This window comes from Stenotrophomonas genospecies 5, assembly GCF_054473825.1.
Genome location: NZ_JBTMUW010000001.1, coordinates 3,265,208 through 3,290,482, shown reverse-complemented (window position 1 = coordinate 3,290,482; position 25,275 = coordinate 3,265,208). Strand labels below are relative to the sequence as shown.

The window sequence follows — 25,275 nt, the reverse complement described above, 5'->3', positions numbered from 1 at the left end:
GTGAAACGCAGCTGCGCCGATGGTAGTGTGGCTCAAGCCATGCGAGAGTAGGTCATCGCCAGGGTTTATACCCAAAACCCCGCTGCTCACGCAGCGGGGTTTTTCTTTATGCGTTTCAGCAGCCGATGTTTCAGCCGGCGCTGCCGTGTCCCAGGAACGGCTGGATCAGTGCCGCGATCTGGGCGGGCGCTTCCATATGCAGGTGATGGTTGCCCGGAAACACGGCCAGGCGCCCGTCGCGCAGGTGCTGCAGTCGCTCGCTGCGCATCGGCTCGGGATAGTACGACTGCGCGGGAGTCGCGTAGATCACCTGCGTAGGGCAGGCGATGGCCTGCAGCAGGTTGTCGATCTGGCCCTCGCTGAGCCGGATGGCGGTGGGCAGCATCAAGCGCGGATCGCTGCACCAGCGATAGCCGCCCTCCACAGGCTCGACCCCGCGCTCGACCAGCAGGCGCGCGCAGCCTTCGCTGAGCTGGTTGGTCATCATCCGCGCGCGGATTGGCGCGGCAAGATCGGGGAAGACCCTAAGCTGCTTGCGCGATAGCGCGCGCGTGGCAGTCACATGCTCACGCAGCCGATCCGCGGTGTCCTCTTCCGGTCCCCGCAGGCCGCCCAGCGCTTCGATGGCGACCAGGCGTTCAATGCGGTCACTGACCGCCGCCGTCAGGCTGGCGATGCCCGCACCCATCGAATGGCCGAGCAGGCTGAAGTGCTCCCAGCCCAGCGCGTCGGCCACGTCAAGGACGTGGCAGATCGCGGCAGCGGTGGTGTAGCTGGCGCCGGCCGGGAGATGGGCGCTGTGGCCATGGCCAGGCAGGTCGATGGCCACCAGATCCAGATGGGGCAGATGCGGCGCGAGTGGCACGAAGCTGGCGGCGTTATCCAACCACCCATGCAGGGCCAGCACACGCGGGCCCTCCCCGTGATTGCGCAGGCCGGCCACGCGCGCGCCGCCGACCTCGAGTTCGAACCCCTGCAGGCTCATGCCAGCGAGGCCACGGCCAGCCGTGCCAAGGCACGCGCGTGCTCGGATCCATCGTTGAGGCAGGGGATGTAACGCATCCGTGCGCCGCGTTCGGCGAGGGTTTCAGTGAATCCCATCTCGACTTCTTCCAGCGTTTCCAGGCAGTCGGTGGCAAAGCCGGGACAGACCACGTCGATCTGCTTCACGCCGGCCTCGGCCAGCGCCCACAGGCTGGGTTCGGCATACGGCTGCAACCAGCGCTCGCGCCCGAAACGCGACTGGTAGCCGAGCTGCCACTCGCTCCGTTCCAGGCCCAGCGCATTGGCGATCGCCTGCGCACTGGCCTCGCAGCGCTGCGGATAGGGATCACCGCCATCGGCCAGGCGCTGTGGAATGCCGTGGAAGGAGAACATCAACATCTGGCCACGGCCATGCGCCTGCCAGTAGCGCTGGATGGAGGCTGCCACGGCTGCGACCCAGTCCGGGTCGACCGAGTAGTCCTGTACCAGGCTGACCGTGATGCCCGGATTCCTGCGCTGCCAGGCATCGACACGATCCTCCACCGATGCGGTGGTGGTGGTCGAATACTGGGGATAGAGCGGCAGCACGACGATGCGCCGCACGCCTTCCGCCGCCAGCCGGTCCAGTTCCGCGGTCAATGCGGGTTCGCCATAGCGCATCGCATGGCGCACGCGCAGGGTCGGCAGCAGAGCTTGCATCGCCTGCGCCAGCCGCCGGGTATGGACCATCAGCGGCGAGCCCTCGGGCAGCCAGACCTGGGCGTACTTGGCGGCCGAGCGGCCGCTGCGCAATGGCAGGATCAGGCCGCGCAGCAGCGGCTGCCACAGCAGCGCCGGAATCGACACCACGCGCGGGTCGGACAGGAACTCAGCCAGGTAACGGCGTACGGCGGGGGCCGTCGGCGTCTCGGGCGTGCCTAGGTTGACCGCCAGCACGGCGGTATCGGGTGCGTCGAGCATGGGTCTCATTGTCGCCGATCTGCCGCTGTATCGGGATGCAGGATCTGCATCGCAGGCATAGTCATCTCCGATGCGGGACCGATGACGCTCATTGCCGATTCATCACAACACTACTAATTTCAGTCACTTGCTATATCTTCCTATGGACTGACTTCTGGAGCCTGCCATGCGTCGCCCGATCCAAGCCCTGCTGATCGCCGCCAGCCTGCTGTCCAGCCAGGCCATGGCCGGGCCGCAGGAAGACCAGCGCGCCCGCAACGCGGTGCGTGTGCTGGCTGAAATCCAGGAAATCCCTGAACAGGGGATTCCGGACAAACTGCTCGACGAAGGCCGCGCGGTCATCGTCATTCCCGACACGATCAAGGCAGGCCTGGTCATTGGTGGCCGCCGTGGCCATGGCCTGATGTCGGTCCGCATGCCGAACGGCGCTTGGTCCAACCCGGTCTTCGTCAAGCTCACCGGCGGCAGCATTGGCTTCCAGGCCGGCGTGCAGTCGTCGGACGTGGTGCTGGTGTTCCGCAACGACCGCAGCCTGGACAACCTGGTCAACGGCAAGTTCACCCTGGGCGCCGATGCCGGTGTGGCGGCCGGTCCGGTCGGCCGCAATGCGGCCGCGGCCACCGACGGCCAGCTCAAGGCCGAAATCTGGTCGTGGTCGCGTGCGCGTGGCCTGTTCGCCGGCGTCGCCCTGGACGGTGCGGTGCTGCAGATCGACGATGCCGCCAACCTTGACGCCTATGGCAGCAACACCACGCCGCGGATGATCTTCGAGGGCCGGGCAGCAGGTGCGCCGTCGATGGATGTGGTCGCCTTCCGTGATCGCCTGGAGGAGGCGACCTATGCCGCGCGCAACAACCGCGGTGGCAATGGTGGCACGGCCTCGCGCCCGGCTCCGGCGCCGACGGTCGCACCGCCGCCTGTTCAGGCAGCCCCGGCGGTCCCGGCGGAAGCCACCACCGCGCCCCTGCAGAACGTGCCGCAGAACCCGCCGCCACAGCAGCAGGGCTTCCAGCCGGTCAATGAAGGCGAAATCCGCACGGAGACGCTGGGCGGGAACTGACTTTCGTCACGCGCGCCGGCTAACGGCCGGTGCGCTATGCTCGACAGCCTGATCACTAACGTAACGAGCGTCTTTATGGGCAGTTTCAGCATCTGGCATTGGTTGGTCGTGCTGGCCATCGTCCTGCTGGTGTTCGGCACCAAGCGTCTGACCAGCGGCGCCAAGGACCTCGGTTCGGCGGTCAAGGAATTCAAGAAGGGCATGCGCGACGAGGACAAGCCGAACGCGCAGCTGGGCGATGAGACGCGCAGCCAGGACGCCTCGCGCACCGCGCAGGACGAGCACGACCGCAACGCACGCTGATCCGGAGCGGTCGCGGTGTTTGATATCGGCTTCAGCGAACTGCTGGTCATTGCGGTGGTCGCCCTGGTGGTGCTCGGTCCCGAGCGTCTGCCCAAGGCGGCCCGTTTTGCCGGCCTGTGGGTCCGTCGTGCCCGCAATCAGTGGGACTCGGTGAAACAGGAACTGGAGCGCGAACTGCAGGCCGAAGAGATCAAGCGGCAGATGCAGGACGTGCGGCAGGGCATGCAGGACACCGAGAACCAGTTGCGTGCCAGCGGCGAGGCGATCCGTCGCGAAGCCGCGCAGGCACAGCAGCAGGGTGATGCGCTGGCGCAGGAGACGCGGGCACCGGCGCCGGCGGACCTGCCGCCGCATGTCAGCCAGGCACAGCAGGCTGCACCTCCCGCGTCCATGGGCGACGGCACTGCGGCCGATGCCGGCGGGGCGTCCGCTGCATCCGCAGCGGATGTAGACGACACCCGTCCGGTGCCAGCGTCGCAGAGCGAGGAGCGCGGCCGATGAGCGAACAGGATTTCGGCGAGAGCTCGCTGGTTGAGCATCTGGTGGAGCTTCGCGGCCGCCTGGTGCGTGCGCTGCTGGGCCTGGGCGTGGTGCTGCTGGCACTGCTGCCCTTTACCCAGAAGTTGTACAACGCGCTGGCCGAACCGCTGGTCTCGCAGCTGCCGAACGGCCAGACGATGATCGCCACCAACCCGGCCGGCGCCTTCTTCGCTCCGTTGAAGCTGACCTTCTTCGTCGCGCTGTTCGTGGCGGTGCCGTGGCTGCTGTACCAGTTGTGGGCCTTCGTCGCGCCGGGACTGTATGCCCGCGAAAAACGCCTGGCGGTGCCCCTGCTGGTGTCGTCGGTGCTGCTTTTCTACACCGGTTGCGCCTTCGCGTATTTCCTGGTGTTGCCGGCGGTGTTCCACTTCCTCACCACCTTCAGCCCCGATGTGATCGCGATCACTCCGGATGCCAACGCCTACCTGGATTTCGTGCTGGCGATCTTCTTCGCCTTCGGTGGCAGCTTCGAGCTGCCGGTGGCGATGGTGATCCTGGTACTGCTGGGATGGGTGACGCCGCAGCAGTTCAAGGAGGGCCGTGGCTACGCGATCGTGGGCATCTTCGTGGTGGCGGCCGTGCTGACGCCGCCTGACGTGGTCTCGCAGCTGATGCTGGCGATCCCGATGTGCCTGCTGTACGAACTGGGCATCCATGCCGCGCGATGGCTGGTGCCGTCCTCGGTGGTGAAGAAGCCCGCCGCGTGATGCGGCAGCGCCGGGCATGGCCCGGCGCTACCGTTGGGCGTGCTCAGGCGTGGAAGACGTCGTTCGCCGGCGGCGTGGCCGGAACCGGCGGAGCGCCACGGCTGCCACGGTGCACGAACATCTGCTTCCAGGCGGCATACACCGCGCCGACGTACAGCGGCATCACCACGGTGGTCAGCAGCAGCTGTGCGATGAACACAGCCACCATCTGCCCCCCCAGCAGCATCGCGATCTGGATCACGATCACGAACAGGATGTAGCCGCAGAAGGCGGCGATCACGCCGAGCACAGCGAACACCGCCATCGCCGCGATGTTCTCGATGCAGCCCTGCAGGCTCAGGCGCAGCGCGTGCATGCCGCTCTGCTTGTCGAACACCACCAGCGCTGGCTGGGTGAACATCGCCAGGGTCAGGGCGATGGCGGTCACGAACACCAGCAGCATCCACAGTGCGATGCGCGTGGCCGGCAGCTGGGCGACCAGTTCGGCGGCGGCTTCGGGGCTGACCTGCTGGTTGCTGCGGGCGATCTCTTCCATCCGTGCCATGACGTCGCTGAAGGCGGCGAAGCCTTCGCGACCGATCATCAGGTACAGCAGCACGCCCAGCAGCAGGACCACCAGCACCTGGATCGCCAGCGGCACCAGCAGGTGGCTGACGCGGTGGTCACGGATCGGCTGCAGCAGGTGGGTGACCAGGCCGGGCCGGCCATCGTCGATCTCGCCCATGGCGTACAGCATGCCGCCGAACATGATCGGCGAGACGGCCAGGGTCATCAGCTGCACGGCCAGGCCCAGCGCGCCGGGCACCAGGGTGGACAGCAGGGTGACCACCCAGCTGACCAGCATCCAGGTCAGGCCGATCCGCGCCAGCTGCAGCGGTGCACGCCGGTACAGGGAGAACGTATCCAGCAACCACTGGGCGCCCGCCGAGGCCGGCAGCTTGCGAATCTCTTTCATGGACATCCGGAGAGGACAGAAGGGGAGCGGGCAGTACCCGCGCCGCCGATTATCCCTGTTTTGCCGCCGGCTGGGCTGAAGACTGCCGCGCCTGGCGGACGAAACGGCGCAGCAGCTGCCGGGCCAGGGGGGCGGCGCTGACCGCGCGCTCGATGCTGCGGGCGCAGCCACCGTGGCGGCCGATGCAGTCAGCCCGCGCACGCACGTAGCCGCGCATGTGGTGGGTGGCGAACTCGGGATGGAACTGCACGCCCCACGCCTGCCGGCCCCAGCGGAAGGCATGGCAGCCATCCTGCGGCGAGCGTGCCAGCACGGCGGCCCCCTCGGGGGCACGCAGTACGGTCTGCAGATGGGTCGCGTGTGCCGCGAAATGCTGCGGCAGCCCCTGGAACAGGGGGTCCTGTGCTGCCTGCGGCTGCAGCTCCAGTTCAATGGTGCCCGACTCGCGTCCGGCCGGGTTGTAGGCCACTTCGCCGCCCAGCGCATGCGCCAGCAGCTGGTGCCCGTAGCAGATGCCGAACACCGGCACGTCATCGTGGGCGGCCTGCCGCAGCCACGCCGCGCTGCGCTCGCTCCAGTCGGCGTGGTCGGTGACGAAAGCGGCCGAGCCGGTCACCATCACCCCGGCGAACGCGCGCGGGTCGGGCAGGACGCCGCCGTGCTCGACATCGACCACCACCGTCTCGTGTTCTTCCAGGCCGGCGGCGACGCGGATCCAGTGCGGGAAACGCCCATAACGACGCAGCGAGGGCACTGGACGGCCGGTTTCAAGAATCAGGAAGGGCGCTGGGTTCATCCGGGGGCGGCAGGACAGACAGGACTTCCTCGATTGTAGTCAGCCCCTGCGCCACCTTTTCAAGCCCCGCCTGGCGCAGGGTCCGCAGGCCCTCGGCACGGGCGGCACGGCTGAAACCGGCCAGATCCATGTCGGCGCGGATCTGCGCGCGAAGCCGCGAACCCAATGGCAGCAACTCATACAGGCCGATGCGGCCGAGGAAACCGGTGCGCCGGCACTCCAGGCAACCGACCGGCCGACAGGGCGTGGCGGCATCTGGATATGCGGCATGGCTATCAGCCAGTACCGCCCAATCGGCGGCACCGAGCGTATGCGGCTGCTTGCAGTGCGGGCACAGGGTGCGCACCAGGCGCTGGGCGAGGATGCCGTTGACGGTGGAGGCCAGCAGGTAATGCGGCACGCCCAGGTCGAGCAGGCGGGTGATGGCCGAGGGGGCGTCGTTGGTGTGCAGGGTGGACAGCACCAGATGGCCCGTCAGCGACGCCTGTACCGCCATCTGCGCGGTTTCCAGGTCGCGGATCTCGCCAATCATGATGATGTCCGGATCCTGCCGCAGCAGGGTGCGTACGCCGCTGGCGAAGTCCAGGTCGATGTTGGTCTGCACCTGCATCTGGTTGAACTCCGGCGCGATCATCTCGATCGGATCCTCCACCGTGCACACGTTCACGTCCGGGGTGGCCAGGCGCTTGAGCGTGGAGTACAGGGTGGTGGTCTTGCCGGAGCCGGTCGGGCCGGTCACCAGCACGATGCCGTGCGGACGCTCGACCAGGGCGTTCCAGCCGGCAGCCTCCTGCGGGCTGAAACCCAGCTGGTCGATGCTCTTGAACGCCGCATCCGGGTCGAAGATGCGCATCACGCACTTCTCGCCGAACGCTGTGGGCATGGTCGACAGGCGCATTTCCACCTCGCGCCCACCCGGTGACCGGGTCTTGATGCGGCCATCCTGCGGCCGGCGACGCTCGGCCAGGTCCATGCGGCCCAGCACCTTGATGCGGCTGACCACGGCGGTCATCACCGCCGGTGGCACCTCGAACACCTTGTGCAGCACGCCATCGATGCGGAACCGCATGCGGCCCATGTCGCGGCGCGGTTCCAGGTGGATGTCCGACGCACGCTGCTCATAGGCGTACTGCAGCAGCCAGTCGACGATGTGCACGATGTGCTGGTCGTCGGCATTGACGTCGCCGGTGCGGCCGAGCTCGACCAGCTGCTCGAAGCTGGGCAGGGCGGTGTTCACCTCGCCGCGCACGTCGCCGCGCGCGCCACGCACCGAGCGCGTGACGCCGTAGAACTCCATGGTGTAGCGGTGCAGGTCCAGCGGATTGACCACGGCCAGCTCGATGCGGCGGCGGGTCAGGTGCTGCAGGTCGCGGCGCCATTCCTGTACCAGCGGTTCGCTGGTGGCCACCAGCACGCGTTCGGCGTCCACCGCCAGTGGCAGGAAGCGATGGCGGCGCGCATAGGCGTGCGAAACCAGGGCCGTGACCGCCGCCACATCGACGCGGGTCGGGTCGATGCGCAGGTAGCGGGTGCCGGTGCGCCGCGCCAGCCACTCGGTGAGGCGTTCCAGGGTCAGTTCGCCGCCATCGCTGGCGGCAAGCTTGAGGTTGGACAGCAGTACCAGCGGATGGACTTCACTGGCGTTGCGGGCGCCCTGCGCGGAAAACCGCACGCGCTCGCGGTCCTGCCCGGCCACCAGGCCATCGGCCAGCAGTGCGGCCGAGACCTGTTCAAACAGCAGGCGGCCCCACGGCAGCGGTACCGCGCCGGGCTCGCCGGGCGTGCCCGCCGGCAGCCGATGTTCCATCTGCCTGCTCCTCCCGGGTACGGAATGCCCCGCAGGTCGGCCGTTATACTAGCGCACCCCCTTGCCGGCCAAGAATCGTCCGCATGTCCGCGACCCCGACCGTTCCGATCACCTTCCAGGGCCTGATCCAGACCCTGAACCAGTTCTGGGCCCAGCAGGGCTGCGTGCTCATCCAGCCGCTCGACCTGGAGGTGGGCGCCGGTACGTTCCACCCGGCGACCTTCCTGCGTGCGATCGGTCCGGAAGGCTGGAACGCGGCCTACGTGCAGCCCTCGCGCCGTCCCACCGACGGCCGTTACGGCGAGAACCCGAACCGCCTGCAGCGCTATTACCAGTACCAGGTGGCGATGAAGCCGGCGCCGGACAACATCCAGCAGCTGTACCTGGATTCGCTGCAGGCGCTGGGCATCGACCCGCTGGTGCACGACCTGCGCTTCGTCGAGGACAACTGGGAGTCGCCGACCCTGGGTGCCTGGGGCCTGGGCTGGGAGGTCTGGCTCAACGGCATGGAAGTGACCCAGTTCACCTACTTCCAGCAGGCCGGTGGCCTGGAGTGCCGCCCGGTGCTGGGCGAGATCACCTACGGTCTCGAGCGCCTGTGCATGTACCTGCAGAACTGCGACAACGTCTACGACCTGGTGTGGACCTACGGGCCGGACGGGCAGCCGGTGACCTACGGTGACGTCTATCACCAGAACGAGGTGGAGCAGAGCACCTACAACTTCGAGCATGCCGACGTGGAAGAAATGTTCCACCGCTTCGACGCCTGCGAGCGCGAGGCGCAGAAGCTGGTCGAAGTGGGCCTGCCGCTGCCGGCCTACGAGCAGGTGATGAAGGCCAGCCACACGTTCAACCTGCTGGATGCCCGCCGCGCCATCAGCGTGACCGAACGCCAACGCTACATCCTGCGCGTGCGTGCGCTGGCCCAGGCGGTGGCCCGGGCCTACTACGAGCAGCGCGAGAAGCTGGGCTTCCCGGGCGCGAAGAAAACCTGACGGCCGCTCTCCCACCCTGCTTTTCATCACACCCCGGGGCGCCGGACGCGTTGCGCGCTGCGCCCCCCACCACAGGATCGAACCGATGAGCCAATTGTCCCCCCTGCTGATCGAACTGGGCACCGAGGAGTTGCCGGTCAAGGCGCTGCCGGGCCTGGCCCAGGCGTTTTTCGACGGTGTTGTCGAAGGCCTGCGCAAGCGCGGCATTGCGCTGGACACGGGCGATGCACGTCCGCTGTCCACCCCGCGCCGGTTGGCCGTGCTGCTGCCGGGCGTCGGCCTGGAGCAGCCGGAGCAGCACAGCGAAGTGCTGGGCCCGTACCTGAACATCGCGCTGGATGCCGAAGGCCAGCCGACCAAGGCATTGCAGGGCTTCGCCGCCAAGGCCGGCATCGACTGGACCGCGCTGGAGAAGACCACCGACAACAAGGGTGAGCGTTTCGTGCATCGCGCGGTGACGCCGGGCGCGAGCACCGCCGATCTGCTGCCCGAGATCCTGCGCGAGGCCATCGCCGCCATGCCGATCCCCAAGCCGATGCGCTGGGGCGACCACCCGTGGGGCTTCGCGCGGCCGGTGCATTGGCTGGTGCTGCTGCACGGCAAGGACGTGGTCGCGGCCGAGTTGTTCGGCCTCAAGGCCGACCGCATGAGCCGTGGCCATCGCTTCCACCATGACAAGACCGTGTGGCTGACCCAGCCGCAGGACTACGTCGAATCGCTGCGCGCGGCCCATGTGCTGGTCGACCCGGCCGAGCGCCGCGCACGCATCGTCGCCGAGGTCGAAGCCGCCGCCGGCAAGGCTGGCGGCAGTGCGCGTATCACTGAGGACAACCTTGAGCAGGTGGTGAACCTGGTCGAGTGGCCCTCGGCAGTGCTGTGCAGCTTCGAGCGCGCCTTCCTGGCCGTGCCGCAGGAAGCGTTGATCGAAACGATGGAGATCAACCAGAAGTTCTTCCCGGTGCTGGATGACGCGGGCACGCTGACCGAGCAGTTCATCGGCATCGCCAACATCGAGTCGAAGGATGTGGCCGAAGTGGCCAAGGGCTACGAACGCGTGATCCGCCCGCGCTTCGCCGATGCCAAGTTCTTCTTCGATGAAGACCTGAAGCAGGGGCTGGCCGCGATGGGCGAGGGCCTGAAGACCGTGACCTACCAGGCCAAGCTGGGCAGCGTGGCGGACAAGGTCGCGCGCGTGGCGGCGCTGGCCGAAGCGGTTGCCGTGCAGGTGGGTGCCGATCCGGTGCAGGCCCGCCGCAGCGCGGAGCTGGCCAAGAACGACCTGCAGTCGCGCATGGTCAACGAGTTCCCGGAACTGCAGGGCATCGCCGGCCGCCATTACGCGGTGGCGGGCGGAGAATCGCCGGACGTGGCGCTGGCCCTCGACGAGGCGTACCAGCCGCGCTTCGGTGGCGATGACATCGCGCTGTCGCCGTTGGGCAAGGTGCTGGCCATCGCCGAGCGTGTGGACACACTGGCCGGCGGGTTCGCGGCGGGCCTGAAGCCGACCGGCAACAAGGATCCCTTTGCCCTGCGCCGCAACGCACTGGGCCTGGCCCGTACGATCATCGAGAGTGGCTTCGAGCTGGACCTGCGCGCGCTGCTGGCCAGCGCCAACCAGGGCCTGGCGGCGCGTGGCGTGCAGGCCGATGTGGGTGAGCTGTACGACTTCATCCTGGATCGCCTGAAGGGCTATTACGCCGACAAGGGCGTGCCGGCCACCCACTTCAACGCGGTTGCCGAACTGAAGCCGGCGTCGCTGTACGACTTCGATCGCCGCCTCGACGCGATCGGCACGTTTGCAGCGCTGCCCGAGGCCGAGGCCCTGGCCGCCGCGAACAAGCGCATCCGCAACATCCTCCGTAAGGCTGAAGGCGACATTCCGGGCCAGATCGACCCGTCGCTGCTGCAGGAGGAGGCCGAGCGTGCGCTGGCCGAAGCCGTCACCGCCGCCATCGACGACACGGGCGCCAGCCTGCATCAGAAGGACTACGTGGCCGTGCTGGCCCGCCTGGCCCGCCTGCGCCCGCAGGTCGATGCATTCTTCGATGGTGTGATGGTCAATGCCGAAGACCCCGCACTTCGCGGCAATCGCCTGGCGCTGCTGACCCTGCTGGGCGAGCGACTGGGCAAGGTCGCCGCGATCGAGCATCTGTCGAGCTGAGTGGTTGCGCCGGGGCGCGCCCGGCGAGTGCGCGGTGTGGTACCGGAAGGAGCCACCGGGCATGGCCCGGCGTTACCGACATCATGCGGATGATGTCGGTAACGCGTATTTTGACCGCCACTTAACAACCGATGCCTGAAGGCGTGATGCATTTCGCATCGTCACGTTGGGTCGGTATGCTGTGCCGCATGCAGCCAAAGAAATACGCCCTGCCGCTGATGGTCCTGTCGCTGGTCGCCACCCCCGTGGCCCACGCGCGCGGCACCATCGACAAGGTGGACATCAAGGGATTGGACAAGGGCGACGACGCCGCGATCATCGAGAACATCCAGGAATCGCTCACGCTGTACGACACGATCGGCAAGGAGCAGGGTGAATCGCGGCTGGAGTACCTGCTGTCACAGGCCGAGCGGCAGACCCGGCAGGCGTTGGAGCCGTTCGGGTACTACAACCCGGTGATCACGGTGGAGGCGCCGCGCCAGGACGAGCATGTGCAGGTGCTGATCCACGTCGACAAGGGCACGCCGGTGACGGTGCGGCGCGAGCACATCGACATCACCGGCCCGGCCATGTACGACCAGTACCTGCAGGATGACCTGACCGCCTTCAAGCCGCGCAAGGGCCAGCGTTTCGAACATACCCAGTACGAAGCCAGCAAGATCACCATCACCCGCCGCCTGGCCGAGCGTGGCTACTTCGATGCCGATTACACCCAGCGCCAGGTACAGATCACCCGCGCCGACAACGCCGCGGACATCGACCTGACCTGGGACAGCGGCCGCCGCTACAACATGGGCCCGGTCCGGTTCGAGCAGGATTACTTCGTCGACAAGCTGTTCGATCCGCTGGTGTACTGGGAACAGGGCAGCTACTACCACGAAGGCAAGCTGGACCGGCTGCGCGAGTCGCTGACCAAGCTCGACTACTTCAGCGTGATCGACATCCAGCCGCGGCCGGACCAGGCCGACGACAATGGTGAGGTGCCGGTCGACGTCAAGCTGACCCGTGCCAAGCGCACGATCTACACCGCGGGCCTGAGCTACGGCAGCGAGAGTGGTCCCGGTGTACGCGGCGGTGTCGAGCGGCGGTTCCTCAACAACCGCGGCCACAAGATGAACACCCAGCTGGACTATGCGCAGAAGCGCAAGAGCCTGGTGACCAGCTACCGGATTCCCGCGTTCGCCTGGCTTGATGGCTGGTATACCTTCGCCGCCAGCGCCTACGACGAGCAGACCGACTACATCGACCTGCGCAACTTCAAGCTGATCGCCAGCCGCAGCGGCGAGATCAACGAATACTGGACCGCGATCGCGTCGGTCAACGCGCTGCGCGAGCGCTGGCGCTATGCATCGGGTACCGAGTTCACCGACGCGGTCTACAACACCTCCACGCTGGTCTATCCGCAGCTGGTGGCCGACTACGTCAATGTCGATGACGAGATGTTCCCGCGCAAAGGCATCAGCGGCACGGCCACCGTGCGCGCGGGCGTTGAAGGCGCCGGTTCCGATACCAGCTTCGTGCAGGCCAATGCCGTGCTTCGCTGGTACGTTCCGGTGGGCGAAAGCAACCGCCTGATCCTGCGTGGCGAGGGGGGCACCACCTGGACCAGCGATCTGGTGGCGATGCCACCCAGCCTGCGCTACTTCGCTGGCGGTGACCGCAGCATCCGTGGCTATGCCTACCGCGAGGTGGGCCCGCGCACGCCCGCGCCGGACAAGTACGCGCTGGGTGCCAAGAACCTGGTGATCGGCTCGGCCGAGTACGAGCACTACTTCAACGGTGGCCCCTGGGGTGCGGCGGTATTCGTCGATACCGGCAGTGCCTTCGACAACACCATCGACCTGCATACCGGTGTGGGCTTCGGCGTGCGCTGGAAGTCGCCGGTGGGCCCGGTGCGCATCGACGTGGCCCACGGCCTGAACAACCCGGATTCGCAGTTCCAGCTGTATCTGAATATCGGAGCGGACCTGTGAGCACGCCCGCACAGACCCCGGGAACACCGCCGCCGCGCGTGCGCTTCTATCGCCGCCGCCGCTTCTGGGCATGGTCCGGCGTGGGCGTGCTGGGTCTGGTCCTGCTCGGCCTGCTGCTGCTGTACTGGCTGCTGCAGACCGTGGCCGGCCGTGACGTGCTGCTGGCGCAGGTGGTCGCGCGCCTGCCGGTGGGTGCCAGCTTCACCTGGGACAAGGTGGAAGGACCGGTGGCCGGCCCGCTGACGCTCCACAACGTCGACTTCCGCTATGACGACATCCACTTCCATGCCGAGCGCGCGTACCTGGAGCCGGACCTGCGCCCGCTGCTGGGCCGCAAACTGCTGCTCGACAGGCTGGAACTGACCAATGCCTCGCTGAACCTGGCCAAGAGCGAGGAGCCGTTCAAGCTGCCGTCGTGGCCGGACTCGCTGCCGCAGATCGAGATGCCGCTGGCCATCCAGGCCGACGCCATCGCCATCGACGGTTTCCGGGTGACCCAGGCCGGTGAACCGGTGATCGACATCAGCCGCGTGCGCGGCGGCGTGGAAATCGCCAACGGCGAATTCCAGGCGCGCGCGCTGGTCGTGGACAGCGATATGGGCAACTTCACCGCCCAGGGCCGCTACATCCCGGCCAAGGACTACGACACCGACGTGACCGTCACCGCGGTGCTGCCGGCGCCGCGTGGGCGCACGGCCGCCACGCTCGGCCTGGTTGCACGGGGCAATCTGGCGCACATGGAAGTGGCCGTGGCCGGGCGCGCGCCCAAACCGCTGCATGCGATGCTGGTGTTTGACGGGCGGACCGATCCGAGCTGGAGCGCGACCGTGCGCAGCGACGAACTGGACCCGGCTCTGCTGTCGCCAGCGCTCGCGGGTTCGGCCATCGCGCCACTCGCGCTGGATTTCAGCGCCACCGGCAAGGGCGGCAACGCCCAGCTGCGCGGCACGGTGAAGCAGGGCGAGCAGGCGCTGGAGCTGGCGCCCTCGGTCATCTCGCTGCAGGACCAGGTGCTGAAGGTCTCGCCGCTGGTGGTGAAGGGACTGGGGGGCGAGGCACGCCTGGAAGGTACCGCTGATTTCAGCCAGGAAGACCAGCAGAAACTCGATTTCTCGGTCATCGCCCATGATCTGACCTGGGTGCCGGCGGAGGATCCGAACACCGTCGGTGGTCCGCCCGTACCGGTGACACTGAAGGAAGCCCGCTTCGGCCTGGCAGGGACGCTGAAGGCATGGGCTGCGATCGGTCGTGCCGACGTGGAGCGTGAGCAGCAGAAGGCGCAGCTGCGTTTCGACGTGCGCGGCAACGACCAGGCGGCCTCGATCCGCGAGCTGCAGGCGCAGACGCCCGGCGGGCAGTTGCAGGTGGAGGGCCAGGTGGCATGGGCCCCGCAGCTGGACTGGGATGCCAAGGCCACATTGAAGGACTTCGATCCGGGCTATTTCGTGCCTGGATGGAATGGCCGGCTGTCGGGCAATTTGGCGTCCAAGGGCCGCCAGCTGCCGCCGCCGGCAAATGCCCCGCCGGGTACTGCCGGCACGCTGGAAGCCACGGTCGATCTGCCGTCGCTGAAGGGCGTGCTGCGTCAGCGCAACCTTGATGCGCAGGGCAAGTTCGCGCTGCAGGGCGAACAGGGCCAGGGCGAGCTGAAGCTGGCCGTCGGCAGCAGCCGGGTCACCGCCTCGGGCAAGGTGGGCGACCGCCTGGACATCGACGCACGTTTCGAACCGCTGCAGCTGAGCGACCTGCTGCCTGGCGCCGATGGCGGCCTGCGCGGGCAGGTACAGGTGACCGGCCCGCGTGACGCACCGGACATCACCGCGGACCTGGTCGGCAACAACCTCAACTGGGACGGCTATGGCGCCGAGAGCCTGAGCATCAAGGGGCGACTGCCGTGGCGTGGCGACAGCGGCACGCTGGCCGTGCAGGGACAGCAGGTCAACGCCGGCATGCTGCTGGAACGGTTGAACATCGATGCGCAGGGCAGCGTGTCGAACCTGCGCCTGGCGGCACAGACCCGCAACGAACTGGGCGCGATCGACCTGCAGGGCAGCCTGCGCCAGCAGGGCCAGCAATGGCGGGGCGAACTGGCTTCGCTGCGTATCGCACCGGTGAAGGGCGATGCCTGGGCGCTGCGCGCGCCGGCCGCCTTCGCCATCAACAATGGCAGCTACACGCTGGCCGAGGCCTGCCTGGCTGCCGCCAGCAGCGGGGCGCTCTGTGCGCAGGCGAACTGGCCGCGCGAGGGCCTGGTGGTGCGCGGCGATGCGTTGCCGCTGGCACTGGTGCAGCCGTGGCTGCCGCCGCAGTCCGGACGTCGCATCTACCTGCGCGGCGAGCTCGGTCTGGATGCGCAGATCCGGCCGCGCGGCAATGCGTGGGAAGGACACGTCGAAGTGCGTTCGCTGGAGGGCGGGGTGCGCCTGGGCGAGAACCGCAACGTCGGTGGCGACAGCACCCGGGGCGAACTGGTGCGTTATGACCAGTTCTCGCTGAAGCTGGACATGACCCCGGCCAGCATCAAGGGCTATCTGGGCATGGGCTTCCAGGGCAACGGCTTCGTCGATGCCAGGATGCAGACCGGCTGGGAAGCCAGCGCGCCGTTGAACGGTGAGCTCTACCTCAACATGTCGCGGCTGTACTGGCTGGAGCTGTTCTCGCCGGACATCGTGCGCCCGACCGGCCTGATCGAGGGCCACGTGAGCCTGCGCGGTACCCGTGGCCAGCCGTCGCTGGGCGGCGACGCGCAGCTGAGCAATTTCAAGGGCGAATTCCCCGCGCTGGGGCTGACGTTCGACCAGGGCAAGGGCAGCTTCGTCGCCCAGCCCGACGGCTCGGCCAAGATCACCGCGCAGGCCAACTCGGGCCAGGGCACGCTGTATGTCGATGGCGGCCTGTCCTGGTTCGGTGATGCGCAGCCGCTGCAGCTGAAGATCCACGGCGAGAACGTGCTGGTGTCCAATACCAGCGAACTGCGCATCGTCGCCAACCCCAATCTAGACTTCACCCTGGCCAAGGCCGCGATGGAGCTGCGTGGCACCGTGCATGTGCCGGAGGCGGACATCGATCTTGAGCGGCTGGATCGCGGGACGTCGGTTTCCGAGGACGTGGTGGTGCTGGACCCGGCCGATCCGGAGGAATCGCGCACCTCGCCGCTGGACATGGACCTGACCGTCAGCCTGGGCGACAAGGTGAAGATGACCGGCTTCGGCCTGAAGGGCGCGCTGACCGGCAAGATGCAGGTCTGGGCCAAGCCCGGTCGCGAGATGACCGCCAATGGCGGGCTGGAGGTTAGTGGCCGCTACAAGGCCTATGGCCAGGACCTGACCATCACCCGCGGCAACCTCAACTGGAACTACAACGCCGTATCCGACCCGCGCATCAACATCCGCGCCGAGCGCCGGATCGGTGATGTCACTGCTGGCATCGACGTGACCGGCCGTGCACAGCAGCCGCGTGCGGACGTGTGGTCCGACCCGGCGATGTCGCAGTCCGAAGCGCTGGCCTATCTGGTGCTGGGCCGCAGCCTCACCGGTGCCAGCAGCGACCAGGCCCAGCAGGTCAATGCAGCCTCGGCCGCACTGTCGGCCGGCAGCGGCCTGCTGGCATCGCAGCTGGGGGCCAAGCTGGGCCTGGACGATGCGGGCGTGAGCCAGTCGCGCGCGCTGGGCGGATCGGTGATCGGCGTGGGCAAGTACATCTCGCCCAAGCTGTATGTGGGCTATGGCGTATCGCTGGTCGGCGCCGGTTCGGTGATCACCCTGAAGTATCTGCTGCGCCGCGGTTTCGACGTGGAAGTGGAGTCGAGCACGGTGGAAAACCGCGGCTCGATCAACTGGCGGCGGGAGAAGTAACCCGCCGCCATCGACCGGTAGCGCCGGGCCGCGCCCGGCCCCCAACCATCGGCCGTTGCCCCTGCCGGCCCCAGCGGCTATGGTCCCGGGCTGTTCTGTCGTACCGGATCGCCTCATGTCGCCACGCAAAACCCTTCCTGCCGCCCTGGCCCTGGGCCTCACCCTCGCTGCGGGCGCCCATGCCGATGAAGGCATGTGGATGCCGACCCAGCTGCCGGAGCTGGCCAAGCCGCTGCGCGCAGCGGGCTTCAAGGGCGATCCGGCCGACCTTGCCAACGTCACCGCACCGCCGCTGAGCGCCGTGGTGCGGGCCGGCGGCGGCACCGGTTCGTTCGTTTCCGCCGACGGACTGCTGCTGACCAACCACCATGTGGCGATGGGCGTGATCCAGTACAACAGTTCGCCCGAGCACAACCTGATCGACAACGGCTTCATCGCCCAGGGGCGCGCCGACGAGCGGCCGGCCAATCCGGACTTCCGCGTGCTGGTCACCGTTGGTTTCGACAAGGTGACCGATCAGGTGCTGGCCAATGCCCGCGGCAAGACCGGCCGTGCGTACTTCGATGCGGTCGATGCGGCCAGCAAGCAGATCGTGGCGGAGTGCGAGAAGGACGGCAGCGTGCGCTGCTCGGTGGCCAACATGTACTACGGCACCGATTTCTACCGCATCGCCCAGCTGGAACTGAGCGATGTGCGCCTGGTCTACGCGCCGCCGCGTGCGATCGGCAACTATGGCGACGAGATCGACAATTTCATGTGGCCGCGCCATACCGGCGATTTCACTCTGCTGCGTGCCTATGTCGGCAAGGATGGCAAGCCGGCCGCGTACAGCAAGGACAACGTGCCCTATCAGCCACCGGCGCACCTGAAGATGTCCGTTGAAGGTCCGAAGGAGGGTGATTACGCGATGCTGGCCGGTTACCCGGGCATCACCTACCGCCACCGAACCGCGGCCGAGTTCGCCAGCCAGGTCGATGCGGTGTTGCCGCGCCGGGTATCGGTGTTCCAGCAGATGATCGACACCATCGAGGTGGCAACTGCCAAGGACGCGCAGGCGCGTACCCGTTACGCTTCGCAGCTGCAGTCGCTGAAGAACAACCGCAAGCGCGCCGCCGGTGAGCTGGAAGGCCTGCTGCGCAGCGATGCCAAGGCGCAGCGCGCTGCCGACGAGTCGGCCATGCTGGCGGCCACCGACCGCCGGTACCGGAGTGACATCCAGGCGTTGCTGGCCAATCTCTCGCAGGGTGCGGCGGTGGGTGAGCGCGACCTGCTGCTGGAGCAGATGGCCAACCAGAGCCAGCTGCTGCGCTCGGCGCTGCTGCTGGAACGCCTGCGCATCGAGTCGGCCAAGCCGGATGCACAGCGCGAAAGCGGTTACCAGCAGCGCGACCAGGCGATGATCGAGGGCGTACTCAAGCAGGTGCAGCGTCGGTATGCAGCGGAGGTCGAAAAGGCGCTGCTGACCACCCTGCTTACGCGATACCAGCAGTTGCCGGACGCGCAGCGCGTGGCCGAGTTCGATGCCGCCTTCGGCCGCACCCCGGCGCAACTGGCGCAGGCGCTGGACACGCTTTACGCCAGCACCCGGCTGGGCGACGAGGCGCAGCGTCTCTCGCGCTTCGCCGCTGCGCGCGAAGGCAAGGCCCTGGCACCCGATCCGCTGATCGCAGTGGCCGCGCCGCTGGTGGCGGCGCAGCTGCGCATCGAGAACGAGAGCAAGACCCGCGAAGGCGAGCAGCTGCGCCTGCGCCCGGCCTACATGCAGGCGCTGTTCGCCTGGCGTGCCAAGCAGGGCCGCGCGGTGTACCCGGATGCCAACCGTACCCTGCGCATCAGCTACGGCAAGGTCGAGGCACTTCACCCGCGTGACGGCGTGACCTACTCGCCGGTGACCACGGTGGCCGGTATCGTCGAGAAGAACAACAACGCCTATCCCTTCGATGCGCCGGCTCCGCTGCTGGCCGCCATCGCCAAGGGTGATTTCGGCAGCACGGCCGATCCGGCCCTGAAGACACAGACCGTCAACTTCCTGACCAACCTCGATACCACCGGCGGCAACTCGGGATCGCCCGTGCTCAATGCCAAGGGTGAACTGATTGGCCTGAACTTCGACAGCAACTGGGAATCGGTCAGTGCCAGCTGGTGGTTCGATCCGCGCTACAAGCGCGCCGTTCACGTGGACATGCGCTATCTGCGCTGGCTGTTGGCCAAGGTCTACCCGGCGCCGGAACTGTTGAAGGAAATGGGCGTTCCGGCCCAGTAAGTCGCCGGCCACGACCCCGGTCGTGGCCCGCACCGCGTAGGCCCCCCACGCCGGTGGGGGGGTGTTGCCCCCAACGAGCCCGTACGTCTGGCCGCCTCTGGCCTACACTGCGGGTTCCTCTGACGGAAACGCGCGCGTGGTCTCCAGCTGGATCCTGCTGCTGGTCTCGGTTGCCTATGCCGCACTGCTGTTCGGCGTGGCATGGTGGGGCGACCGTCGGCCGATGTACCCGGACCGGCCCTGGCTGCGGCCGGTGGTCTACAGCCTGGCGCTGGCCGTGTACTGCTCGTCCTGGACCTTCTATGGCGCGGTGGGCACCGCCGTGCGCAACGGGATCGGCTACCTGCCGATCTACATCGGGCCGCTGCTGCTGCTGCTGTTCGGCTGGCGCATCATCGAGCGCCTGGCCCTGATCGCCCGCAGCCAGAACGTGGTGTCCATCGCCGATTTCATCTCCTCGCGCTTCGGCCGCTCGCGGCGCCTGGCCGCGCTGGTGGCGATCATCGCCCTGATCGGCATCGTTCCCTACCTGGCCCTGCAGTACAAAGCGGTGGCGATGAGCCTGCAGGTGCTGACCGGCAACACCGGCCCGACCGGCTTCTTCAGCGATCCCGCACTGTATGTCGCCCTGCTGATGGCCCTGTTCGCCACGCTGTTCGGCACGCGCCAGGTGGATGCCACCGAGCATCACCACGGCATGATGCTGGCGATCGCGCTGGAATCGGTGATCAAGCTGCTGGCGATGCTCGCCGTTGGCGTATTCGCCTATGTGTGGCTGACCGACCGCACCGATGCGGTGGTCGAGTCGGTGCATACGCTGTTCACCGGATTGCCGCCGGTGGGATTCATTTCGCAGACCCTGCTCAGTTTCCTCGCCATCGTCTGCCTGCCGCGCCAGTTCCATGTCGCGGTGGTGGAATGTGGCGATGTACGCGACGTGCGCCGTGCACGCTGGATGTTCGGTGGTTACCTGGTGCTGATCTCGGCGATGGTGCTGCCCATCGCCACCGCGGGCGTCACATTGTTCGGCACCGGCGGCAGCGTCGCCGACGATGCGATGGTGCTGGCGCTGCCGCTGGCCGAGGGCCGCAACGCGCTGGCGCTGGTCGCCTATGTGGGTGGCTTCTCTGCCGCCACCGGCATGGTCATCGTCTCGTCCATCGCGCTGGCCACCATGGTCAGCAATGATCTGGTGATGCCGGTGCTGCTGCGCCGCAGTGGCGATCACCAGGAAGCAGCCGACGTGGCTTCACGCGTGCTGTGGATCCGCCGCCTGGCGATCCTGCTGCTCGCGTTGATGGCGTACAGCTACTACCGCAGCAGCAGCAACGACAGCACCCTGGCGTCCTACGGCCTGATGGCGTTCGCCGCAGTAGCGCAGTTCGCACCGGGCCTGATCGGCGGCCTGTACTGGCGTGGCGCCAGCCGCCGCGGCGTGGAAACCGGCATGCTGCTCGGCTTCGCCACCTGGCTCTATACCCTGTTGCTGCCGGCGATGACCATGGCGGGATGGGTCGACGCCGGCTGGGTCCAGCAGGGCCCGTTCGGCATCGAATGGCTGCGCCCGCAGCAGCTGTTCGGCATGACCGGCTGGGATCCGCTGACCCACGGTACCTTCTGGTCGTTGCTGGTCAATGCAGCAACGATGATGCTGGTGTCCGCACGCTGGCGGCCGGGGGTGGACGAGCGACTGCGTGCTGCGCCCTTCCTCGATCCGTACGCCGAGCGCCCCTCGGTCGCCGGCGGTTGGCCCGGCCACGTGCATGTGGGCGACCTGCTGGCGCTGGCCTCGCGCGTGGTGGGCGAGCGTCATGCGCGGCGTTCGTTCTTCGAGCAGGCGCAGTCGCTGGGCCGCGAACTGCAGTCTTCCGCGCCGGCCGACCGGCCCTGGGTGCAGTTCACCGAGCGCCTGCTGGCCGCGTCGATCGGTGCCGCCTCCGCGCGCCTGCTCCTGACCAGCCTGCTGCGCGGTTCCGGCATGGACCTGGGTGAGGTGGTGGCGGTGCTGGACGAAGCCGGGCAGGAACTGCGCTTCAACCGCGAGATCCTGTCCACCACGCTGGAGAACATCAGTGCAGGTGTCAGCGTGGTCGATCCGGACATGCGCCTGACGGCGTGGAACCGCCGCTACCAGGACATGTTCGGCTACCCCGACGGCATGCTGTACGTGGGCCGCCCGGTGGCCGACCTGATCCGCTACAACGCCGAACGGGGCGAGCTGGGCGAGGGCGACATCGAGGTGCAGATCAACCGCCGCATCGGCTACATGCGCGCCGGTTCACCGCACGTGTTCGAGCGCACGCGCAGCGACGGCAAGGTGATCGAGATGCGTGGCCAGGCCTTGCCTGGCGGCGGCTATGTGACCAGCTACAACGACATCACCGATTACAAGCACGCCGAGAAGGCGCTGCTGGAAGCCAACGAAACGCTGGAACAGCGCGTCGCCGAGCGCTCCCACGAAGCTGAAGCCGCCCAGCAGTCGAAGACCCGCTTCCTGGCCGCGATCAGCCATGACGTGCTGCAGCCGCTCAATGCCGCGCGCCTGTTCGCTTCGGCGCTGCGTGACAGCGTTCATGTGAGCGACGAGCAGAAGCATCTGGCCGAGCGCGTGGATGCCTCGCTTCGCGCGGCCGAGGAGCTGCTGGATGGCCTGCTGGACGTATCGCGGCTGGATGCAGGTGGGTTGCATCCGGTCATCGGCGAGTTCGACGTCAGCGCGCTGATGCGCGAGCTGGCCGCACAGTACACGCCGGTTGCCGCCGGCCGTGGCCTGCGCCTGGATCTGTTCGCGCGCCCGGCATGGGTGCGCAGCGACCGGCGCCTGCTGCGGCGCGTGCTGCAGAACTTCCTGGCCAACGCGCTGCGCTATACACGGCAGGGCCGCATCGTGCTGGCCGTGCGCCACCGGGGCGAGGAAGTGGAACTGCAGGTGTGGGATACCGGCCCCGGCATCCCGGAGCATCACATGCGGCAGATCTTCGATGAGTTCCATCGCTACCAGCAGCCCTTCGACTGGGGCGAGCAGGGCCTGGGCCTGGGCCTGTCGATCTGCCAGCGCATCTCGCGCCTGCTGGACCATCGGCTCAACGCACGCAGCCGCGTCGGCAGCGGGTCGATGTTCTCGATCATCCTGCCTCGCGTGGCGCCTCTGCCGGGCTACACCGAGCCTGCCACGGCGGTCCAGGTGGCCGCCACGCCGGTGCGCAGCGATTCGCTGGCCGGCCTGCGCGTGCTGTGCGTGGACAATGACGAGGAAATCCTCGACGGCATGCGTGCGCTGCTGGGTCGCTGGCAGGTGCAGGTGATCACCGCCGCCACCGTCGATCAGGCGCTGGAAAAGATTGCCGAGCGCCCGCAGGTGATGCTGGTGGATTACCACCTGCATGACCGCATGGATGGCCTGGACGCGCTGGTGGCACTGCGCGAGGCGGCGGGATATCCGCTGCCCGGTGCCCTGCTCACTGCCGATGGTCGTGATGAGCTGAAGCGGATGGCGCGCGAGCGGGGTTATCGGGTGCTGACCAAGCCGATCAAGCCGGCCTCGCTGCGCGCCTTCCTCGGCGCGCTGCGCGACGCCGGCAGCAACGAAGCCTGATGGCAACTGTAGAGCCGAGCCCATGCTCGGCTCCGCGCGCAGTGCGGTGCTGATATAGCCATCGCTATACAAACCAGCCCTGCCTGCGCGTTTCACCAGAAATGTGCCAGGCGCGAATCGCGATGCTAAGCTTCGCGTCCCCTTGGGGAGTAGCCGGATTCCTACGCAGGAATCGTCCACGTCAACATACTCGGCCAGTGCGCCGTGGCGTGGACAACCATGATGGTTGGCGAGACCAGCGGCCCGCGCGCGCAACGTCAGGTTGGGCGCGAGCGCAGGCCGTGCGTCCGTCCAAGCCCGACCTCAGCAAGCACACATGTCCCCCATTTCGATCCTCCTGATCGGCTTTGCCATGTCCACCGATGCCTTCGCCGCGGCGATCGGCAAGGGCGCGGCGATGCGCAAGCCGGTGTTCCGCGATGCACTGCGTGCCGGCATCATCTTCGGCGTCATCGAGGCGATCACGCCCATCATCGGCTGGTTGCTCGGCCGCGCCGCCCTGCAGTACGTCGAAGCCTTCGATCATTGGATCGCCTTCGGCCTGCTTGGCGCTCTGGGCATCCACATGATCTACAACGGTCTGCGTCCGGATGAGGGTGAAGAAGATGAAGACCCGTCGCAGCACCACGGCTTCTGGAAGCTGGCGCTGACGGGATTCGCCACCAGCATCGATGCGATGGCGGTGGGTATCGGCTTGGCGTTCATGGATGTCCATATCGGCGTGATGGCGGCGGTCATCGGCCTGTGCACGCTCACAATGGTCACCGTCGGCATCATGCTCGGCCGCGTGCTGGGCAGCATGGTTGGCAAGCGTGCCGAGATCATTGGCGGCGCGATCCTGGTGATCATCGGCGCGACGATCCTGTACGAACACCTGCGCGGCGTGGGCTGAGCAGGGGCTACCTGTAGAGCCGAGCCCATGCTCGGCTGGCGTATGAAGCAGCCGAGCATGGGCTCGGCTCTACGTCAGGGTGTTGGCTGACAGGCATTGCGGTGTTGCACTGATGGAGAGGCTGTCATGCGTGCCATAGCCTCTTCGCATGGCCAGTCCCGCACTTCGTTATGGTCGTTGGTCGCATACCGGCAATGTCTATGCGCTTACCACGGTAACGCACGCGCGTCGTCCCTGGTTCATAGACAAGGCCAACGTTGAGCTGCTGATCGAAGCCCTGCGCACGGTAGAGCGGACCGGTCGTACCTTCTCCCTGGGCTGGGTGATCATGCCCGACCACCTGCATTGGTTGATGGAGTTGCGTACCGGCACGCTGGCCGGCTGCATGCAGATCCTGAAGTCCAGGAGTGGAAGATCCATCGCCACGCGCGTTGATGCGAATGTGCCGATCTGGCAGCCGGGGTACTACGACCATGCGTTGCGCAGTGATGAATGCCTGCACACGCAGGCGAGATACATTGCGGCCAATCCCGTGCGTGCAGGGTTGGCTACCCGTATCGCGGAGTACCCCTATGCCTGGAGTCGATGGCCGCTTGAGGCATGATTGGCATTGAGGCGAAGAGCAGCCGAGCACGGGCTCGGCTCTACGAGGGCATCACAAGACCCCGTGCACGGCTCCGCAGCCCGGCACGATCAGTCTTCTTCCGGCGGCAGCACGATCGCGTCGTCGTCGATGGCCAGCTTGCCGGCCATCAGCACCGCCTGGGTGCGGTTGGTCACGCCCAGCTTGCGCAGGATCGCGGTCACATGTGCCTTGATCGTCGCTTCGGAGACGTTGAGGTCGTAGGCGATCTGCTTGTTCAGACGGCCGGCGCCCAGCATCTGCAGCACGCGGAACTGCTGCGGCGTCAGCTCGCGCAGGCGCTGGCCGACCTCGCGTTCCTCGCGCTCGGTGGGTGGCACGTTGTGTGCCTCCGGCGGGGCCCACGTCTCGCCGTCGAGGATGGTGCCCAGCGCATGACCGATGGTGTCCGAGTCGGCGGACTTGGGAATGAAGCCCAGCGCACCGTGATCGAGCGCACGGCGCATCACCGTGGGCTCCTCCCGCGCGGAGACGACCACCACCGGCAGGTGAGGATGCAGCGAGCGCATGTGCACCAGTGCGTTGAAACCCTGTGCACCCGGCATGTTGAGGTCCATCAGGACCAGGTCGGCATCGTTGTGCTGGTCGGCCAGCGCATACAGCGCTTCCACGCTGTCAGCCTCGAACAGCTGCACGCCGGGGATGACCCGCTGTACGGCCCCACGCAGGGCTTCGCGGAACAGCGGGTGGTCATCTGCAATCAGGAGGGTGGTCATGGTCGGGGGGAACCGTGGGGAAACTGTTCGGGGGCCAGGCCCCTGGGGTCAGAGCCCTTTCCCTGCGGAAA

At 67.3% G+C, this 25,275-nt stretch carries 18 protein-coding genes and 1 riboswitch; of the genes, 12 read left to right on the top strand and 6 right to left on the bottom strand.

The genetic code is table 11. The features are described from left to right. Positions 1 to 130 precede the first annotated feature (130 nt). Positions 131 to 985, bottom strand: coding sequence for an alpha/beta fold hydrolase (locus ACX9OW_RS15075; protein WP_459062446.1), 855 nt, complete (start codon positions 983 to 985; stop codon positions 131 to 133). Beyond that, positions 982 to 1,944 (bottom strand): ferrochelatase, encoded by a 963-nt coding sequence (hemH, locus tag ACX9OW_RS15070; RefSeq protein ID WP_164150559.1) that lies wholly within the window; start codon positions 1,942 to 1,944, stop codon positions 982 to 984. The genes ACX9OW_RS15075 and hemH overlap by 4 nt, the downstream gene beginning before the upstream one ends. Before the next feature lie 166 nt (positions 1,945 to 2,110). Here hemH and ACX9OW_RS15065 point away from each other — a divergent pair, with 166 nt between their 5' ends. The 4 genes from ACX9OW_RS15065 (at position 2,111) to tatC (ending at position 4,554) form a co-directional block, all read left to right on the top strand. Next, positions 2,111 to 3,004 carry a lipid-binding SYLF domain-containing protein gene (locus tag ACX9OW_RS15065; RefSeq protein WP_053517681.1) on the top strand — a complete coding sequence of 298 codons (894 nt, stop codon included), beginning with the start codon at positions 2,111 to 2,113 and terminating at the stop codon, positions 3,002 to 3,004. Positions 3,005 to 3,079: 75 nt separating this feature from the next. Further along, on the top strand, positions 3,080 to 3,307 hold the full coding sequence (tatA, locus tag ACX9OW_RS15060) for a Sec-independent protein translocase subunit TatA (RefSeq protein WP_053517682.1): 228 nt from the start codon (positions 3,080 to 3,082) through the stop codon (positions 3,305 to 3,307). A gap of 15 nt (positions 3,308 to 3,322) precedes the next feature. Then, positions 3,323 to 3,808 carry a Sec-independent protein translocase protein TatB gene (gene tatB, locus ACX9OW_RS15055; RefSeq protein WP_065181400.1) on the top strand — a complete coding sequence of 162 codons (486 nt, stop codon included), beginning with the start codon at positions 3,323 to 3,325 and terminating at the stop codon, positions 3,806 to 3,808. Beyond that, complete coding sequence (tatC, locus tag ACX9OW_RS15050) at positions 3,805 to 4,554, top strand: twin-arginine translocase subunit TatC (RefSeq protein ID WP_010482410.1); 750 nt, start codon at positions 3,805 to 3,807, stop codon at positions 4,552 to 4,554. The genes tatB and tatC overlap by 4 nt, the downstream gene beginning before the upstream one ends. A 43-nt stretch (positions 4,555 to 4,597) precedes the next feature. Here the strand turns inward: tatC and ACX9OW_RS15045 are convergent, their stop codons facing one another. The 3 genes from ACX9OW_RS15045 to ACX9OW_RS15035 are packed head-to-tail and all read right to left on the bottom strand — an operon-like array spanning position 4,598 to position 8,112. Further along, positions 4,598 to 5,509, bottom strand: a complete 912-nt coding sequence (locus ACX9OW_RS15045; protein ID WP_053517685.1) for a BPSS1780 family membrane protein — start codon at positions 5,507 to 5,509, stop codon at positions 4,598 to 4,600. Positions 5,510 to 5,558: 49 nt separating this feature from the next. Continuing rightward, positions 5,559 to 6,305, bottom strand: coding sequence for a glutamine amidotransferase (locus ACX9OW_RS15040; protein ID WP_053517686.1), 747 nt, complete (start codon positions 6,303 to 6,305; stop codon positions 5,559 to 5,561). Beyond that, positions 6,277 to 8,112, bottom strand: coding sequence for a GspE/PulE family protein (locus ACX9OW_RS15035; RefSeq protein WP_111187173.1), 1,836 nt, complete (start codon positions 8,110 to 8,112; stop codon positions 6,277 to 6,279). Before ACX9OW_RS15035 ends, ACX9OW_RS15040 begins: the two co-directional genes overlap by 29 nt. Before the next feature lie 83 nt (positions 8,113 to 8,195). On the opposite strand from ACX9OW_RS15035, the gene glyQ reads away from it, so the two are divergent. The 8 genes from glyQ to ACX9OW_RS14995 all read left to right on the top strand — a co-directional run bounded on the left by glyQ (position 8,196) and on the right by ACX9OW_RS14995 (position 24,449). Further along, positions 8,196 to 9,107, top strand: coding sequence for a glycine--tRNA ligase subunit alpha (glyQ, locus tag ACX9OW_RS15030; RefSeq protein WP_459062445.1), 912 nt, complete (start codon positions 8,196 to 8,198; stop codon positions 9,105 to 9,107). An 85-nt stretch (positions 9,108 to 9,192) separates the two neighbouring features. Continuing rightward, entirely contained in the window at positions 9,193 to 11,268 is a 2,076-nt protein-coding gene (gene glyS / locus ACX9OW_RS15025) for a glycine--tRNA ligase subunit beta (protein ID WP_111187174.1), read from the top strand. A 176-nt stretch (positions 11,269 to 11,444) separates the two neighbouring features. Continuing rightward, entirely contained in the window at positions 11,445 to 13,241 is a 1,797-nt protein-coding gene (locus tag ACX9OW_RS15020) for an autotransporter assembly complex protein TamA (protein ID WP_053517726.1), read from the top strand. Then, positions 13,238 to 17,095 carry a translocation/assembly module TamB domain-containing protein gene (locus tag ACX9OW_RS15015; protein ID WP_346475345.1) on the top strand — a complete coding sequence of 1,286 codons (3,858 nt, stop codon included), beginning with the start codon at positions 13,238 to 13,240 and terminating at the stop codon, positions 17,093 to 17,095. The genes ACX9OW_RS15020 and ACX9OW_RS15015 overlap by 4 nt, the downstream gene beginning before the upstream one ends. Before the next feature lie 115 nt (positions 17,096 to 17,210). Then, positions 17,211 to 19,358 carry a S46 family peptidase gene (locus ACX9OW_RS15010; RefSeq protein WP_459062444.1) on the top strand — a complete coding sequence of 716 codons (2,148 nt, stop codon included), beginning with the start codon at positions 17,211 to 17,213 and terminating at the stop codon, positions 19,356 to 19,358. A 136-nt stretch (positions 19,359 to 19,494) separates the two neighbouring features. Further along, the gene (locus ACX9OW_RS15005; RefSeq protein ID WP_053517694.1) at positions 19,495 to 22,953 is read left to right on the top strand and encodes a hybrid sensor histidine kinase/response regulator; all 3,459 of its coding nucleotides are present in this window, start codon (positions 19,495 to 19,497) and stop codon (positions 22,951 to 22,953) included. A gap of 138 nt (positions 22,954 to 23,091) precedes the next feature. After that, a riboswitch (yybP-ykoY riboswitch) is annotated at positions 23,092 to 23,181 on the top strand. Between the two features lie 88 nt (positions 23,182 to 23,269). Next, positions 23,270 to 23,845, top strand: coding sequence for a manganese efflux pump MntP (locus ACX9OW_RS15000; protein WP_053517695.1), 576 nt, complete (start codon positions 23,270 to 23,272; stop codon positions 23,843 to 23,845). A gap of 148 nt (positions 23,846 to 23,993) precedes the next feature. Further along, positions 23,994 to 24,449 carry an REP-associated tyrosine transposase gene (locus ACX9OW_RS14995; protein WP_053517696.1) on the top strand — a complete coding sequence of 152 codons (456 nt, stop codon included), beginning with the start codon at positions 23,994 to 23,996 and terminating at the stop codon, positions 24,447 to 24,449. 89 nt (positions 24,450 to 24,538) lie between these two features. On the opposite strand, the gene ACX9OW_RS14990 is transcribed toward ACX9OW_RS14995, so the two are convergent. Beyond that, on the bottom strand, positions 24,539 to 25,204 hold the full coding sequence (locus ACX9OW_RS14990) for a response regulator transcription factor (RefSeq protein ID WP_459062443.1): 666 nt from the start codon (positions 25,202 to 25,204) through the stop codon (positions 24,539 to 24,541). Positions 25,205 to 25,275 lie beyond the last annotated feature (71 nt).

Bases quoted from the DNA above. Each gene is read 5' to 3' on its own strand.
- ACX9OW_RS14995 (WP_053517696.1), top strand. From the start codon at position 23,994: ATGGCCAGTCCCGCACTTCGTTATGGTCGTTGGTCGCATACCGGCAAT.
- ACX9OW_RS14990 (WP_459062443.1), bottom strand. From the start codon at position 25,204: ATGACCACCCTCCTGATTGCAGATGACCACCCGCTGTTCCGCGAAGCC.
- ACX9OW_RS15020 (WP_053517726.1), top strand. From the start codon at position 11,445: ATGCTGTGCCGCATGCAGCCAAAGAAATACGCCCTGCCGCTGATGGTC.
- ACX9OW_RS15000 (WP_053517695.1), top strand. From the start codon at position 23,270: ATGTCCCCCATTTCGATCCTCCTGATCGGCTTTGCCATGTCCACCGAT.
- tatC (WP_010482410.1), top strand. From the start codon at position 3,805: ATGAGCGAACAGGATTTCGGCGAGAGCTCGCTGGTTGAGCATCTGGTG.
- ACX9OW_RS15065 (WP_053517681.1), top strand. From the start codon at position 2,111: ATGCGTCGCCCGATCCAAGCCCTGCTGATCGCCGCCAGCCTGCTGTCC.
- glyS (WP_111187174.1), top strand. From the start codon at position 9,193: ATGAGCCAATTGTCCCCCCTGCTGATCGAACTGGGCACCGAGGAGTTG.
- ACX9OW_RS15010 (WP_459062444.1), top strand. From the start codon at position 17,211: ATGTCGCCACGCAAAACCCTTCCTGCCGCCCTGGCCCTGGGCCTCACC.
- ACX9OW_RS15075 (WP_459062446.1), bottom strand. From the start codon at position 985: ATGAGCCTGCAGGGGTTCGAACTCGAGGTCGGCGGCGCGCGCGTGGCC.
- glyQ (WP_459062445.1), top strand. From the start codon at position 8,196: ATGTCCGCGACCCCGACCGTTCCGATCACCTTCCAGGGCCTGATCCAG.
- ACX9OW_RS15040 (WP_053517686.1), bottom strand. From the start codon at position 6,305: ATGAACCCAGCGCCCTTCCTGATTCTTGAAACCGGCCGTCCAGTGCCC.
- ACX9OW_RS15045 (WP_053517685.1), bottom strand. From the start codon at position 5,509: ATGAAAGAGATTCGCAAGCTGCCGGCCTCGGCGGGCGCCCAGTGGTTG.
- hemH (WP_164150559.1), bottom strand. From the start codon at position 1,944: ATGCTCGACGCACCCGATACCGCCGTGCTGGCGGTCAACCTAGGCACG.
- ACX9OW_RS15035 (WP_111187173.1), bottom strand. From the start codon at position 8,112: ATGGAACATCGGCTGCCGGCGGGCACGCCCGGCGAGCCCGGCGCGGTA.
- tatA (WP_053517682.1), top strand. From the start codon at position 3,080: ATGGGCAGTTTCAGCATCTGGCATTGGTTGGTCGTGCTGGCCATCGTC.